Source organism: Streptomyces sp. G5(2025), from assembly GCF_049542075.1.
Taxonomy (GTDB): domain Bacteria; phylum Actinomycetota; class Actinomycetes; order Streptomycetales; family Streptomycetaceae; genus Streptomyces.
Genome location: NZ_JBMUZT010000002.1, coordinates 243,941 through 257,634 on the forward strand (window position 1 = coordinate 243,941; position 13,694 = coordinate 257,634).

General features: G+C 73.4%; 12 protein-coding genes and 2 pseudogenes. 8 read left to right on the top strand and 6 right to left on the bottom strand.

What is annotated here, in order from left to right; genetic code table 11:
* Nucleotides 1-269 precede the first annotated feature (269 nt).
* The 3 genes and pseudogenes from ACOBQB_RS01545 (at nucleotide 270) to ACOBQB_RS01555 (ending at nucleotide 2,805) form a co-directional block, all read left to right on the top strand.
* Nucleotides 270-866, top strand: a complete 597-nt coding sequence (locus tag ACOBQB_RS01545) for a TetR/AcrR family transcriptional regulator (RefSeq protein WP_423588154.1) — start codon at nucleotides 270-272, stop codon at nucleotides 864-866.
* Between the two features lie 79 nt (nucleotides 867-945).
* Nucleotides 946-1,708, top strand: a pseudogene (locus ACOBQB_RS01550) (PIG-L deacetylase family protein).
* A gap of 351 nt (nucleotides 1,709-2,059) precedes the next feature.
* A pseudogene (locus tag ACOBQB_RS01555) lies at nucleotides 2,060-2,805 on the top strand (alpha/beta fold hydrolase).
* A gap of 16 nt (nucleotides 2,806-2,821) precedes the next feature.
* Here ACOBQB_RS01555 and ACOBQB_RS01560 read toward each other — a convergent pair.
* Entirely contained in the window at nucleotides 2,822-4,780 is a 1,959-nt protein-coding gene (locus ACOBQB_RS01560) for a M13 family metallopeptidase (protein WP_423588156.1), read from the bottom strand.
* A gap of 160 nt (nucleotides 4,781-4,940) precedes the next feature.
* Here ACOBQB_RS01560 and ACOBQB_RS01565 point away from each other — a divergent pair, with 160 nt between their 5' ends.
* Entirely contained in the window at nucleotides 4,941-6,014 is a 1,074-nt protein-coding gene (locus tag ACOBQB_RS01565; RefSeq protein ID WP_423588157.1) for a hypothetical protein, read from the top strand.
* A gap of 37 nt (nucleotides 6,015-6,051) precedes the next feature.
* On the opposite strand, the gene ACOBQB_RS01570 is transcribed toward ACOBQB_RS01565, so the two are convergent.
* Nucleotides 6,052-6,447, bottom strand: coding sequence for a PPOX class F420-dependent oxidoreductase (locus ACOBQB_RS01570; RefSeq protein WP_423588159.1), 396 nt, complete (start codon nucleotides 6,445-6,447; stop codon nucleotides 6,052-6,054).
* Between the two features lie 53 nt (nucleotides 6,448-6,500).
* Between ACOBQB_RS01570 and ACOBQB_RS01575 the strand changes: the two genes are divergently transcribed.
* From ACOBQB_RS01575 to ACOBQB_RS01585, 3 genes are all read left to right on the top strand, one after another.
* The gene (locus tag ACOBQB_RS01575; protein ID WP_423588161.1) at nucleotides 6,501-7,112 is read left to right on the top strand and encodes a CGNR zinc finger domain-containing protein; all 612 of its coding nucleotides are present in this window, start codon (nucleotides 6,501-6,503) and stop codon (nucleotides 7,110-7,112) included.
* Nucleotides 7,113-7,732: 620 nt separating this feature from the next.
* Nucleotides 7,733-8,338 (top strand): helix-turn-helix domain-containing protein, encoded by a 606-nt coding sequence (locus ACOBQB_RS01580; protein ID WP_423590321.1) that lies wholly within the window; start codon nucleotides 7,733-7,735, stop codon nucleotides 8,336-8,338.
* Nucleotides 8,339-8,408: 70 nt separating this feature from the next.
* Nucleotides 8,409-9,212 (top strand): MerR family transcriptional regulator, encoded by an 804-nt coding sequence (locus tag ACOBQB_RS01585; protein ID WP_423588163.1) that lies wholly within the window; start codon nucleotides 8,409-8,411, stop codon nucleotides 9,210-9,212.
* 60 nt (nucleotides 9,213-9,272) lie between these two features.
* Here the strand turns inward: ACOBQB_RS01585 and ACOBQB_RS01590 are convergent, their stop codons facing one another.
* Entirely contained in the window at nucleotides 9,273-10,316 is a 1,044-nt protein-coding gene (locus tag ACOBQB_RS01590) for a GlxA family transcriptional regulator (RefSeq protein ID WP_423588165.1), read from the bottom strand.
* A 124-nt stretch (nucleotides 10,317-10,440) separates the two neighbouring features.
* Between ACOBQB_RS01590 and ACOBQB_RS01595 the strand changes: the two genes are divergently transcribed.
* Nucleotides 10,441-11,124, top strand: a complete 684-nt coding sequence (locus ACOBQB_RS01595; RefSeq protein ID WP_423588167.1) for an HD domain-containing protein — start codon at nucleotides 10,441-10,443, stop codon at nucleotides 11,122-11,124.
* 78 nt (nucleotides 11,125-11,202) lie between these two features.
* On the opposite strand, the gene ACOBQB_RS01600 is transcribed toward ACOBQB_RS01595, so the two are convergent.
* The 3 genes from ACOBQB_RS01600 to ACOBQB_RS01610 form a co-directional block, all read right to left on the bottom strand.
* The gene (locus ACOBQB_RS01600) at nucleotides 11,203-12,054 is read right to left on the bottom strand and encodes an ABC transporter substrate-binding protein (RefSeq protein WP_423590323.1); all 852 of its coding nucleotides are present in this window, start codon (nucleotides 12,052-12,054) and stop codon (nucleotides 11,203-11,205) included.
* A gap of 297 nt (nucleotides 12,055-12,351) precedes the next feature.
* Nucleotides 12,352-12,702: a hypothetical protein gene (locus ACOBQB_RS01605; protein ID WP_423588169.1), complete on the bottom strand. Its 351-nt coding sequence runs from the start codon at nucleotides 12,700-12,702 to the stop codon at nucleotides 12,352-12,354.
* 46 nt (nucleotides 12,703-12,748) lie between these two features.
* Nucleotides 12,749-13,597, bottom strand: a complete 849-nt coding sequence (locus ACOBQB_RS01610) for a maleylpyruvate isomerase N-terminal domain-containing protein (protein WP_423588171.1) — start codon at nucleotides 13,595-13,597, stop codon at nucleotides 12,749-12,751.
* Between the last annotated feature and the right edge of the window lie 97 nt (nucleotides 13,598-13,694).

Here is a 13,694-nt window from a genome sequence, read left to right on the forward strand (position 1 = left end):
GGCCCCGGTCCCGGTCCCGGGCGACGGCTGGCCGCGCGGACGCGGTGGCCGGCCCCGGCCAGGAGGTCCGCGATCCGGCGTCCGGTGTTGCCGGTACCGCCGGTCACCAGAACCGGTGCCGTACGGCCGCTCATCGTTTCGTGCTGCATGGCTGCGCCTCTCCGCAGGGTGTGACCCGCGTCAGGTAGGGCGAGGCCCGCGCTAAAATACGGACCAGCGGTCCGGATATACGATACGGACTGGCGGTCCGTATTTCCAGTGGAGGCACCGTGACACCACCCCCGCGCAAGGAGCGGGCCGACGCCCGGCGCAACCGCGAGGCCGTACTGGCCGCAGCCGAGCGGCTGTTCCGCGAGCGCGAAGACCCCGACCGCGTGTCCATGGACGACATCGCGGCCGCCGCCGGGGTGGGCAAGGGCACGCTCTTCCGCCGGTTCGGCGACCGGGTCGGGCTGATCAAGGCGCTCGTCGAGCAGCGCACCGAGCAGCTGCGGGCCGATGTCGCGACCGGCCCCCCGCCGCTCGGCCCCGGCGCGCCCGCGGAGGAACGCGCCCTCGCCCTCCTGGACGCCCTGCTGCGCCTGAAGCTGGACACGCGCCCCCTCATGCTCGCCCTGGAGAGCGCGGGCAGCGGCAGCCCCTACCGCAACGGCACCTACGCGCTGTGGCACGCCGAGCTGACCGCCCTGCTCACCGCGGCCCGCGGCGAACGGAACGCCGAGTTCCTCGCGCACGCGCTCCTGGCCGCCGTACGCAGCGACTTGATCGAGCACCTCCGCGCGAACGGCACCCCGGTGCGGCGCATCCACGACGGAGTGGCCGCCCTCGTCCGCGCCACGCTCACGCCCGACGCCCCACGCGCCTAGGCACGGGGGAGGAAGGGCCTATGCTGCCGGCCCCGCCTGCCCATGACCTCCCGTACCCCTACCGGAAGGCGGTGCTTCGATGACGGCACCGAGCCGGCTCGCGGTCTTCACTCACCCCGACGACGAGTCCCTGATGTCCGGCGGCGTGCTCGCCCGGCACGCGGCGGCGGGCGCTCGCACCGCCGTGGTAACCGCGACCTGGGCCCCGGGCACCGGGCGCGCCGCGGAGCCGGCGGAGGCGACGCGCGTCCTGGGCGCCGGGGAGCCCCGCCTGCTCGGCTTCGCCGACGCGCGTGTACCGGATTCCGCCCCGGGAGAGCCACGGTTCCTCGACGCGCCGCTGGACGAGGCGGTGCGGCGTCTGGTGGCCCGCATCCGGGACGTCCGCCCGGACATCGTGATCACCCATGACGCCTACGGCGGGCTGACGGGACACCGGACCACGTCCACACCCACTGGGTGACCGTGCTCGCCACGCAGGCCGCCGGGCTCGAACAGCTCTACCCGCGGGCCGGCGCGCCCTGGCAGCCCCGCGCGCTCTGCCTGGCCACGCACCCGCACGCGGCCGTGGCGGCCCTGAGCGAGGTGGTCGGCGAGCGCAAGGCGGCGCACAGCGTGCCGGACGCGTGGGTCACCGCGACCGTGGACGTCGGCCCCTGGCTGGACCAGAAGGTCGCCGCCGTGCTCGCGCACCCCAGCGAGGTGCAACGGGGCGCCGTGCCCGCCCTGATCGCCGCCCTCGCACCGGAGGTCCGCGCGCGGCTGCTCTCACCGAGTGGTACATCCCTCACCACGTTTCCCCGGTGGCCGGGCAACAGACCGAACTCACCGCCGACGACTGACCGCGCACGAGCGGGTGACCGCCGGGCGCCCCACGGGAACGCGGTCGGTCCGGGCCGCGCGGGCCCGCAAGAAGAGACGCGGTTTTCCCCCCCGGGCCGGGGCCCGGCGAAGAACCCTTCTGCTCCGGGCGGCAGGGCTCGCGCTAGCGAACAACCCGGCCGACCCAGGCGTGGGCCCCCGCAAGAAACCGATCCACACGGGGAAGGGCCCTTCGAAGAACCGGCCGCCCACGGCACGTCCACGGCGGGAAACCCTGCGAAGAACCCGGTTGATCTTGACCCCGGCCCTGAGAAGGTCACGCCCATGCCTGCCCGGCCCCGAGCGGTGCGCGGGGGCGCGGCGGCGCCCCCGTGGTGTGTCTGCCCGGCGGGCCCGTGCAGGCTTCCGCGTACCTCGGCGACCTCGGCGGCCTGAGCGCCCACCGACCGCTGGCCATGCTGGACCTGCGGGGCACCGGCGCGTCCGAGGACACCGCGTCCTACCGCTGTGACCGCCTCGTCGACGACGTGGAGGCCCTGCGCGAGCACCTGGGCCGCGACACGATGGACCTGCTCGCGCACTCCGGCGGCGCGAACCTCGCGGTGCTGTACGCCGCCCGCCACCCCGAACGCGTCGCGCGGCTCGCGCTGATCACGCCGGGCGTGATGGCCCTCGGCATCACGGTCACCGGTGACGTACGGTGTGCGACGGCGCTGCTGCGCCGGGACGAGCCGTGGTTCCCGACAGCGTTCACGGCCCTGGAGGCGATCGTGGCCGGGCGGGGCACGGCAGAGTCCTGGCAGGCGATCCCGCCGTTCGCGTACGGCCGCCTGGACGAGACCGCGCGGGCCCACCAGGCGGCCGAGGACGCGCAGCGAGACGACGAGGCCGCGGCGGCGTTCGGCGGCGAGGGGCCTACGACCCCGACAGCACCCGCGCCGCGCTCGCCCGCCTCCGGGCGCCGGTGCTGGTCCTCGCCGGGGAGGCCGGCCTCGACTCGCCGCCGTCCGCCATGGCCGAGGTCGCCGAGCTCGTCGTGCAGCCCGGCGCCGCCCACTTCCCGTGGCTGGACGACGCCGCGCGGTTCACGACGGCCACGGCCGTTCTCCTCGCCTGAGCCAGGAGGAGCCGGCTCACCAGATCCGTACACGCTCCGCCGGGTCCAGCCACAGGCCGTCGCCCTCCACCGTGCCGAACGCCTCGTGGAACTCGTCGAGGTTGCGGACGATGTTGGCGCGGAACTCCGGCGGCGAGTGCGGGTCGATCGTGAGGTACTGCTGCTCCTGCTCCTTGCGGCGCTTGGTGCGCCAGCAGTACGCCCAGTTCGTGAAGAGCCGCTGCGAACCGGTCAGGCCGTCACTCTCGGGCATCGGCGCCCCGGCGAGCGAGATGAGATAGGCGGTGTGCCCGATGGTGAGGCCGCCGAGGTCGCCGATGTTCTCGCCGACCGTCAGCGAGCCGTTGACGGACTCGCCGGGGAGGTTGCGGGGCGAGAAGCCGTCGTACTGCTTGATCAGCGCCTTCGACTTGGCCTCGAACGCGGCCTTGTCGGCGGCGGTCCACCAGTCGTTGAGGTTGCCCGCGCCGTCGTACTGCGCGCCCTGGTCGTCGAAGCCGTGGCCGATCTCGTGGCCGATGACCGCGCCGATGCCGCCGTAGTTCTCCGCCGGGTCGGCGTCGGGCGAGAAGAACGGCTTCTGCAGGATGCCCGCGGGGAAGCAGATCTCGTTGGTGCCCGGGTTGTAGTACGCGTTGACTGTCTGCGGCAGCATGAACCACTCGTCGCGGTCGACCGGCGAACCGATCTTGGCGAGCTGCCGGTCCGACTCGAACGCCGCCGCCGCCTGCGCGTTGCCGAGCAGGTCGTCGGCGCTGACCTGGAGCGCCGAGTAGTCGCGGAAGGTCTCCGGGTAGCCGATCTTGGGGCGGAACGTGGCGAGCTTCTCGTACGCCCGTTCCTTCGTCTCGTCGGTCATCCAGTCCAGGCGGGCGATCGACTGGCGGTAGGCCTCCAGGAGGTTGGCGACGAGGTCGTCCATCTTCGCCTTGGACGACGGCGGGAAGTGCCGCGCGACGTACTCCTTGCCGACGGCCTCGCCGATGGCGTCCTCGACGAAGGCCACGGCACGCTTCCAGCGGGCGCGCAGCTCGGGGGTGCCGTTGAGGGTGCGGCCGTAGAACTCGAAGTTGTTCTGCACGAAGTCGTCGGTGAGGTACGGCGAGCAGGCCCGCAGGACCCGCGTCAGCGCCCAGTCGCGCCACTGCTCGATCGGCACCTCGGCGAGGACCGCGGAGAGGTGCGCGAGGTAGGAGGGCTGGCGCACGCACGTCTCGGCGATGGTGGCGTCCGAACCGCCGAGCCCCTTGACGTAGCCGCGCCAGTCGAACTCGGGTGCCAGCGCGAGGAGTTCGTCAAGGGACGTGAGGTTGTAGGTCTTCAGTACGTCACGGGTCTCGGCGCGCTCCCAGTGCCCGGCGGCGAGCCTCGTTTCCAGCGTGAGCACGGTCTTCGCGGCGGCCTCGGGGGCGGTGTGCCCGCCGAGCGCGAGGAGCCGGGTGAGGTGGGCGACGTACTTCTCGCGGATCTCGGCGAACTTCTCGTCGCGGTAGTACGACTCGTCGGGCAGGCCGAGGCCGCCCTGGAGGATGTTGAAGAGGTACCGGTCGGAGTCGCGGTCGTCGGAGTCGATGTACGAGCCGAAGAGCCCCGAGCCGCCGACGCGCTCGAAGCGGCCGAGGAACACGGCGAGCTCCCGCACGTCCCGCAGGCGGCCGACCTCGTCGATCAGGGGCTGGGCGGGGGCGAGGCCGCGGGCGGCGATGGTCTCCTCGTCCATGAAGGAGGCGTACAGCGCGGCGATCTTGCGGGCGTCCTCGGACGGGGCGCCGGAGGCCTCCGCCGCCAGTTCCTGGATGATCTCCTTGACCTGCTGCTCGGCCGTGTCGGCCAGCTGCACGAAGGGGCCCCAGCTGGAGCGGTCCTCGGGGATCTTCTCGGTGTCCAGCCAGTGGCCGTTCACGTGTCCGAACAGGTCGTCCTGCGGGCGGATCTCGGCGTTCATGCCCGGGCGGGCGTCATCCAGAATGCTCATCCACGCACCCTATGCGAGCCGTCACCCCGGGAAGAAGGTGCGGCACCAACGGATGCCGGGCGCAGGGGAGCGCGACGCCAACTCGCGTGCAAACCATCCCAATAGGAGCGATAAAGTATCCCGTCCACCTCCGCGTATCTGTCCCACCAGGAGAGCTTCTGTGACCGCAGCCATCGCCCCGTCCGCAACCGCCGCGTCCGAGACCGCCGCCGACGCCGACGCCGACGCGGCACTCCTGGTGGCCGAGGACGCCCGCGCCTTCGGGGCGTACGCGCGCACCGGCGGCTGGGCCTTCGGCCTGAAGGTGGCCCGCAGCGTGCGCCCGGGCGGGCAGGGCGCGGGCGAGACGCCGAAGATCTCGGCCAAGGAGTTCGCCGAGCTCGCGGGCTGCTCGGCGGAGCGGGTCATGCGGTACTACAAGGCCTGGGACAAGGCCGCCGACGACGGGATGGTGCCGCACTTCGAGGCGCTCGCCCCCGGCATGGACGTGGAGCTGCCCGACGCCGACGTGTGGCTGTCGTACTACACCTCCCGCTCCAGCGCCCTGACCCCGCGCGGCAACGCGATCACGGAGGCCGCGGAGGCCGAGGGTATCCGCCCGACCAAGGCCCTGGAGGTCGCGGAGAACCCGACCGCGCTGCGCGCCGCGATCCTCGCCGACCCCGGCACCGCGGAGGCCGCGAGGAAGGCGCTGATGGACCGCCTCGGGGACGACTCGGCGCTCCGCACCGAGCTGGTCCGCGACATCGTGCGCGCCGACGACCTCAAGAAGGCCGTGGCCGCCGAGGCCAAGGCGGGCGACCGCGTTGAGTATGTCCGCCAGATCGTGCAGAAGGGCCAGGTCAAGACTCCCGCGGGCCAGCTGATCGACGCCCCCGCCGAGCTGCGCGAGGAGGCCGAGCGACACCTGTCCCTGATCGACGAGCTGGACGACGGCGAGGAGTCCGGCGAGTGGGCGCGCGAGGCGTACGACACGGTGCGCGACCTGGTGGCGCAGACCGTCCAGAGCGACCCGGAGCTGCGGGTGCAGGAGCGGCGCGCGAAGTTCTACAGCAGCTTGCAGAAGGCGACGAAGGTCTTCGAGGAGCTGACGTTCGACGACATCCAGAACGCCGAGGACTTCCAGGACATCTACGAGGACGACATGGTGCGCCGTCTCGAAGACCTCCAGCAAGCCATCGGCGCGTGCATCTCGGCCCTCCAGGCGGCGACGGCGCGGCCGAGCGCTTCCTGAGGCAGGAGGCAGGGAAGCGGGGCCGCCCCGGCTCAGCTCATCGGCGCGGCGGCGCGAGCGTGATGCGGATGCCGACCGTGCCGTCAAGGCCGCGCCGCAGCCTACTGCCGAGCAGGGTGAGGAAGCCGATCACGCCGTACTTGCGGCCGATGAGGCGGCGGTAGCGCGCGGTGACCTCGGGCGGGCAGATCTCGGCGGTCGCGGGGACCTGCTTGCCCGTCGGGTTGCCCCGCAGATCGCACGGCCCGACCATGACGTCCGCCCGCCGGCGGATGCGCTTCACTTTCCAGGAGTCGGCGGCGGTCCAGATCCCGAGCGCGTCACCGTCCGGGACGACCCAGACGGGGCTCGGCACAAGGGCGCCGTCCTTTCGGTAACTGCTGACCAGCAGGTACTTTCCGGCGCCGAGCTGTGCCCGCGGAGTGTCGTCCATGCGGGGGAGTCTAAGCGCCGGGGGCGGCCGCCGTAACCGCTTATGGTAGTTACATGGAACCGTCCGCGTCCCCCGGCCTCCTGATGCGCGCCCACAGCGGCGCCACCTACCGCTTCGATCCGGGCGCGCTCTGCCTGGAGCTGCTGACCACCGGCGGCCCCGGCGAGTTCCGCCGCTACGAGACGCTGCACGCACCCGAGGACCTGGCCGCCTGGGCGGAACGTTCACGGCTGACGCCGACGCCCGTCCTTGAGGTGTCCGAGGACGACGTCGCACACGCGCGGCGGCTGCGGGACGCGCTGTTCCGGGTGACGACCGCCTTGGCCGAGGGCGCGGGCGCCACCCCTGCCGACCTCGACACCCTCAACGAAGCGGCCGCCCACCCGCCGCTGGTCCCCGCCGTCGGACCGGACGGGGGGCGCCGGTGGGCGCGGGGCTCCCACGGGGCCGGGCTGCTCTCCACCGTGGCGCGGGACGCCGTCGATCTTCTGACGGGACCGTTCGCGCACCGCGTCCGCGTCTGCGCGTCCGACAACTGCTTCCTGATCTACGTCGACACCTCCCGCCCCGGCCGCCGCCGCTGGTGCTCGATGGAGCACTGCGGCAACCTCCACAAAGTACGGACGCTGCGCGCGCGCCGCGCGGCGGACGAGCGGGACGGTTGAAACCGCTGGGGCGCTGTACGGGGCGGGCGGCGTCGACCGCCCCGTACAGCGACCCGGCACGAGCGGACCGCGCCCACCGGTGCGGAGGCCGCGTACGTCGGCCGTGGAGGGGGCGGGCGGTGGCTGCTCCGGAGGTCCGTGCTGCCGGCACGTCTTCCAGGCGGCCTGCGGGGCGACTCCGTAGTTGGTCTTGGTCTCGCGGTAGGCGCCGAAGCCCTCCGCGCCCAGCTCCCGCCCGAGGCCCGACGCCTTCAAGCCGCCCGACGGGGCACCGAAGTCGGGCAGGTAGCTGTTCAGGCCGAACGAGCCGGTACGGACCGCCATGGGTGGCGGGAGACACCACGGTGATGGTCCGGTCACCGGCCGGTTCGTGCCGGCGGCCGTCGATGAAGAAGTGCTCGTGGTCAGACATGGGAGGCGCTCCGCGATGCGAGGGAAACGGGGTTACGGGAACCACCGTGCGACCCCCGCCGCGTCGCAGCCAGGGCCACGGTTTCCGGGGTCCGGCAGGGCCAAGCTGGGTTCCTGCGACCGGCCTGGGCTGGGCTGTATGGGCACTGACCTGGGTGACCTGGGTGATGTCCTGCGGCTGGAGCCGGGCCCGGCTCCAGCCGCAGGACATGGGGCTGCCGGGGGCCGGGCGGCGACGCGTGCCCGGCCTGCGCCGGGCGGAAGTCGCCCAGCTCGCCGGGGTGAGCGTCGACTACTGCACCCGCCTCGACCAAGGCCGTACTCCGAGCGTGTCCGACGCCGTGCTCGACGCCATCGCCCGGGTCCTCCGCCTGGACGAGGTCGAACACGGTCACCTGCGCGACCTGTCCCGTCCGCACCGGAAAGCGGCCCGCCCGCCGGGTGCCGAACGGCTGCGCCCGGGGTTGCGGCACGGCGTCAAGCTCCTGCGGCACCCGGTGGTCGGCGACCTCGACCTCGGCTACGAGATGATCCCCTCTCCCCGGCGACCCCGACCAGTCCCTGGTCGTCTACACCCGCCTCGCCCGGCTCCCCGACCGCCGAGAAACTCGCCGTCCTGGCGAGCTGGACGGCGGATGCGTACGGACGGGCGGACGGGTGACGTGGCCGGTCACACTTACGGACCAGTAGCGATCTTCAAGTCACGATCATCCACACGCATCCACACGGCGGGTGTTCGAGTGTTCCCTCCCGTCGGTGGCTCTCGGCCCGCGCACCACGGCTCCCCCGGTAACCTGCGCATCGGTGCGGAGTGACACCACCGAGAGGTCGTTGATGAGGCGTCAAAAAGCGGGCCCGCGCGCCCCGGCCGACACTGCGCGAGAGATGGCGGAAGGCGCCGGGCGCGAGGCCGAGGGCGTGGGGCGCGAAGAAGACGGCGCCGCGCGGCTCCGCCCGGTCGACCTCGCGCGTGCGGCCGGCATCTCCACGCAGCAGATCCGGAATTACGCGGACGCGGGGATCCTGCCGCCCGCCCCGCGCTCCCCCGCCGGGTACCGCAGGTTCGACGACAGTCACCGGCAGGCCCTGCTCACCTACCGGGTCCTGGCCCGCGGGCACGGTCCGGGCGCCGCTGGGGCGGTCATGCGGGCGGTGCACGAAGGGGACGTACGGAAGGCGCTCGCCCTCATCGACGCGGGGCACGCCGCCCTGCACGAGCAGCGGCGCTCCCTGCGGGCGACCGGCCAGGCGCTGGAGGCCGTGGCCGAGGGCGGGCCCGATGCCCCCGCACTGCCGCGCTCTCGGTTGCGCATCGGAGAGGTGGCCGCCCATCTGGGCGTGCGCACCTCCGCCCTGCGGGTGTGGGAGTCCGCCGGGCTGCTCGCACCCGCACGCGATCCGGGCACGCGCTACCGCGTGTACCTCCCTGCCGATGTGCGCGACGCCCGCGTGATCCACCTGCTGCGGCAGAGCCACTACCTCTTCGCGCAGATCCAGCCGGTCCTCGACGACCTGCGCCGCAGCGGCGGCGTCGAGGCGCTGCGGGCGGCCCTGGCCGAGCGGGACACCGCGCTCGACGCACGGACGCGGGCGATGCTGGAGGGCGCGGGCCACCTGCACCACTACCTCGACCACGCCTCGCGCGGCCCGTTCGGCGCGGACTGCGTCCCCGACAGCAGCGCCCGGTAGTGCCTGCCTCGGGGTAACAGGCGGCCGTGCGGCTCGGATCCAGGTCTCGGTGGGCGGCGGTCAGCTCTCCCACGTCGCCCTCGTCGCCCTCGTCGTGCGGAAGCGCGCCGCGTACGCGGACGGTGTCGTGCCGAGGTGGCGGGCGAAGGTCCTGCGGAGCGTCTCGTCGCTGCCGAGTCCGCTGCGTCGCGCTGCCTCGGTGACGTTCGCGCCGTGCTCCAGGAGGATGCGGGCGGCCTCCACCCGCATGGTCTCCACGTGGGCGGCCGGTGTGCTGCCGATCTGCTGGGCGAAGAGCCGCGAGACGTGACGGCCGCTGATGTTCGCCCGCTGGGCCAGGGAGCGCAGGCTGTGGTCGGCCGCCGGGTCGGCGGCGATGGCGTCCAGGAGCGGGCGCAGCACCGGGTGGCGGGTCGTCGCGGTGCGGGAGGCGGCGGAGAACTGGGACTGGCCGCCGGGCCGCTGGAGGAAGACGACGAGGTCGCGGGCGACCCGGCGGGCCTCCTCGGGGCCGTGGTCCTCCTCGACGAGGGCCAGGCACACGTCGATGCCCGCGGTGACGCCCGCCGAGGTCAGGATCGGGCCGTCCTGCACATAGATGGCGTCCGGCGTGACGGTGACGTCGGGGTGGGCGCGGGCCAGGTCGTCGGCGTACTCCCAGTGCGTCGTCGCCCTGCGGCCGACCAGCAGACCGGCCGCCGCGAGCGCGAACGCGCCGGTGCACACCGCGGCCACGCGCCCCGCGCCGGCGGCCAGTCGGGCCACGTCCGCGACCAGTGCCGGGCGTTCGGCGAGGATGCGCAGGTCGGCCGGGCCGGGGACGACGAGGGTGCCGGTTCCGGTGACGTCGGCCGTGGCCACGTCGGCGGCGATGCGCAGCCCGGTGGAGGTCGTGACGTCCCGGCCGTCGGGGGTGCAGACCCGCACCCGGTAGGCGCCGGTGCGGCCGGCCGCGGTGTGGAAGACCTCCAGCGGGGCGGCGACGTCCAGGAGCCGCGCGCCGTCGAAGGCAAGAACGACGACATCGTGGCCCTCGTGGCCGTCGTGGTCATCGGGGGCGGCGTGGGCGGCGCGCGGGTGGGCGGCGGCGGGTGAGGTGGGCATGGCTCCAACGTAGCCGGTGGCGGTGTCCGGATCTGTGGGAGTCGTGTCCGTGGGGACATGGCCGAGGCAGGGGCCCGAGGCCCAGTCTTGGACCTACAGAGCCCGACCGACACAGGAGCCCTCCATGACCACCCCGTCTTCCGCCGCCTCTTCCTCCGCCGCCCCGCTCACCTCTTCCTCCGTCGCGGGGGTCTTCGTCCCGGACTCCAAGCTCGCCGCCGAGGCCACCGAGCTGGTCCGGGACATCACCGACGACCTGATCTACCACCACTCCCGCCGCGTCTACTGGTTCGGGAGCCTCCAGGGCCGGGCCCGCGGGCTGAGCTTCGACGCCGAACTGCTCTATATCGGCGCCATGTTCCACGACTTGGGCCTCGGCGCCCACTTCCACGACAGCGGGCGCCGCTTCGAGGTCGACGGCGCCGACGAGGCGAGCCGCTTCCTGCGGAGCCGGGGTGTGCCCGAGGACGCCGTGCGGCGCGTGTGGACGGCCATCGCCCTGCACACGACCCCGGGCATCCCCGAGTTCATGGAACCGGAGGTGGCGCTCGTGACCGCCGGGGTGGAGTACGACGTACTCGGCGTCGGCTACGACAGCGTCAGCGCGAGCGACCGCGCGCAGATCACGGCCCTGCACCCGCGCCCCGACTTCAAGCGGCGCATCCTCAAGGCGTTCACCGACGGGATCGCGCCGAAGCCGGAGACCACGTTCGGCAATGTGAAGGCCGACGTCCTGGAGCACTTCGTGCCGGGCTTCACCCGCGGCGACTTCGTCCAGGTGATCCAGGACTCTGGGTGGGAGGAGTGAGCCACGGCGGGCTCCGCGCGGGAGGAGTGAGCCACCGCGTCGCGGCGACGCTGCCTGACGCTCTGCTCTGCCGGCCCCTCAGGGCCGCACGTCCTCCAGCGCGTCGGCGAGTGCGGTGCAGAAGCGGGCGTGTTCCCGGGCGCTGGGCGGCAGTTCGGGGTTCCAGGGCAGGGTGCGCATGGTGGGCCCCAGGGCGTCGCCGAGCCGGGCCGCGTTGGACCGTACGTCGGTGAGTACGAGGTCGGGCTCCAGCGCGGCCGCTTCGGCCCAGCCGGTCGTGGACCAGTTGGTGCCCTGCCCGGACGCGGGGTCCACGAGAGCGACGCCGAGCCCGGCGAGCGCGGCGAGGTCGGGCCAGGCGTAGGGCCTCGCCAGGTGGACGGAGTCGGGCCCCGCCGGCGAGAGGGCGAGCACACGCGGCCGTACGACACCGGCCGCCACGCCGCTCAACCGGCGTTCGGCGGCGTCAAGTTCGGCTTCCGCGTCGGACTGCTCGGGGGCTCCGAGGCTGCGCGCGAGGGCGGTGAGGCGGCTCCTGATCCCGGCGAGGCTGCGGCCGCGGCCGACGTCGAGCACGGCGAGGGGGACCCGCTCCTCCAGGTGCTTGGCGGCTTCCGGGTCGATGCCGTAGACCTGACCGCCGCCGTAGGTGAGCGCGACGACCAACTCGGGCCGTGCGGCGAGGAGGGCGTCCAGGTCGAGCGCGGAGCCCGCGCCGAAGTAGGTGACGTCCTCCAGGGGCAGGCGGCCCGACTTGGCCGGATCCGGTACGGCGGGGTCGTCGTGCGCGGAGCCGAAGACGCCGGCGGGGCGTATGCCGTGGTCGTGCAGCGCGGCGGCCGTCGGCAGGTACGCGACCAGCCGGGCCGGGCGGCGTGGAGCCCTCACCAGCTGGTCCCGGTCGTCGGTGAACTCCCAGTCCTGGCCCATGTGGTGTGTCATGTCGTCCGACTCCTCCTGGTCCGGTGCCACGACGTGGCCCTCCCCTGCCGTGGCCTGTTCCGCCGCCTGCCTGTTCCGCCGTGGCCGTCCGGTGCTTCCTGCCCGGGCGCGCACCGGCGTACACGGAGAGGGGCGCGCGAGCCCGCCCCGAACCGATGCGCGCGTCAGGCTCGCGCCGCGCGCCCCACCGAATGCGCCGGCCTTGCCTGGAGGCACTGAGCCGGCACCACCATGGCTTCCGCCGCGCAGCCTGTGCCCCGGCAGGCATACTCGCCGACCTGTCCGTCAGAGCCAGCGTTCCGCCGACTCGACGGTGTCGTCGACGCCCGTGTTGAACGCTATGGCCGCTTGCGGCGCGTGGCGGTGGATCAGGTTCACGATGCGTTCGAAGAACGGGAGGAGTTGCTCGACCTTGCGGATGCCCGCGCCGACGAGCACCACGTCCCAGGGGCGTTCGGTGAGCGAGGCGACGAGGGTCGGCTCGGCGGTCTCGTCGAACACGATCGCCGACACCGCGGCTTCCATGCCGCGCTCCGCGAAGACGGCCAGTTCCTTGTCGAGCGCGGCGCCGATGGCTTCCGCGTCGACGCCGGGCAGGGCCTGAGGGTCGTAACCGATGACAAGTACGGAAGGCATGCGGTCGACGGTAACAATACCGTCGAGCAGCGCCTTCTCCGCCTCCTCACCTCCGCAGCCAGTGGCCCGCGCCCTCCAGCCAGGTGGCGAAAAGGGCCTCGTCGCCCAGGACTTCGATACCGTCGGCGGGAGTCGGGGAGCGGCGCTGGTAGAGGAGGAGCAGGAGGTCGGTGAGAGGGCCGCGCACGGCTGCGCCCGCCTTCTCGTGGACGTGGCTCACGGTGATGGGCGCATCGGTCAGGTCGATGAACCACTCCCCCGCGCCCGCTACTGTGCCTTCGCCCGCGCCTTCCCCCGCGCCTCCCGGCACGTCGGTGGCGTGGAAGTGGATGCTGCGGCCGGGGCCGAGCAGCGCGCGGTGTGCGGCCTGCGACTCGTAGGCCTGCGGCAGCGTGCTGAACTCCAGCCACTCGTCGAGGCCGTCGAGCGCGACATCGGCGTCCAGGGTGAAGGTCCCGCCGACCGCGGCGGTCGCGTCGAAGCGGTGCACGACCGTCTCGTACGTCATGCGCCGCGCCCAGAACAGCGGCGTGCCGCCCGGGGCCGGCGTCCACACCGTGGCGTCCGGGCCCGCCTCGCGCAGCGTGCCCACGAGCCGGGCGGCGCTCTCGGTGAGCCGGGCGGTCAGCGTGGTGATGTCGTCGTCCGCGCCGGGCGTGACGTCGTTGACCTCGTGGTCCGGGACGGGCCCGGTGGCCCGCGTCCGCACGACGGTCTCGGCCCAGCCGTGCGTGCCGCCGACGTGGCGCAGCAGGTGGGCGAGGGTCCATCCGGGGCAGCCCGGCACGGGCGCGGTGGTGTCGGCGCCCTCGACGGCCGAGACCAACTGGGCGCTCTGGTCGGAGATGCGAGTGACAAAGCGGTCGTACACCGCACGGGGGTTCGGACGCGTCATGGCGCCACGGTAGACCAAGGGCCCCACCGTGGCGGGCACGAACCAGGGGGTGATCAGGACAGCCGGCGGGGCGCTTCGGCCGCCGGGGAATTCGCCG

Bases quoted from the DNA above. Each gene is read 5' to 3' on its own strand.
- ACOBQB_RS01590 (WP_423588165.1), bottom strand. From the start codon at position 10,316: ATGCCCACCTCACCCGCCGCCGCCCACCCGCGCGCCGCCCACGCCGCC.
- ACOBQB_RS01610 (WP_423588171.1), bottom strand. From the start codon at position 13,597: ATGACGCGTCCGAACCCCCGTGCGGTGTACGACCGCTTTGTCACTCGC.
- ACOBQB_RS01600 (WP_423590323.1), bottom strand. From the start codon at position 12,054: ATGGGCCAGGACTGGGAGTTCACCGACGACCGGGACCAGCTGGTGAGG.
- ACOBQB_RS01580 (WP_423590321.1), top strand. From the start codon at position 7,733: ATGGGGCTGCCGGGGGCCGGGCGGCGACGCGTGCCCGGCCTGCGCCGG.
- ACOBQB_RS01595 (WP_423588167.1), top strand. From the start codon at position 10,441: ATGACCACCCCGTCTTCCGCCGCCTCTTCCTCCGCCGCCCCGCTCACC.
- ACOBQB_RS01585 (WP_423588163.1), top strand. From the start codon at position 8,409: ATGGCGGAAGGCGCCGGGCGCGAGGCCGAGGGCGTGGGGCGCGAAGAA.
- ACOBQB_RS01605 (WP_423588169.1), bottom strand. From the start codon at position 12,702: ATGCCTTCCGTACTTGTCATCGGTTACGACCCTCAGGCCCTGCCCGGC.
- ACOBQB_RS01570 (WP_423588159.1), bottom strand. From the start codon at position 6,447: ATGGACGACACTCCGCGGGCACAGCTCGGCGCCGGAAAGTACCTGCTG.
- ACOBQB_RS01575 (WP_423588161.1), top strand. From the start codon at position 6,501: ATGGAACCGTCCGCGTCCCCCGGCCTCCTGATGCGCGCCCACAGCGGC.
- ACOBQB_RS01560 (WP_423588156.1), bottom strand. From the start codon at position 4,780: ATGAGCATTCTGGATGACGCCCGCCCGGGCATGAACGCCGAGATCCGC.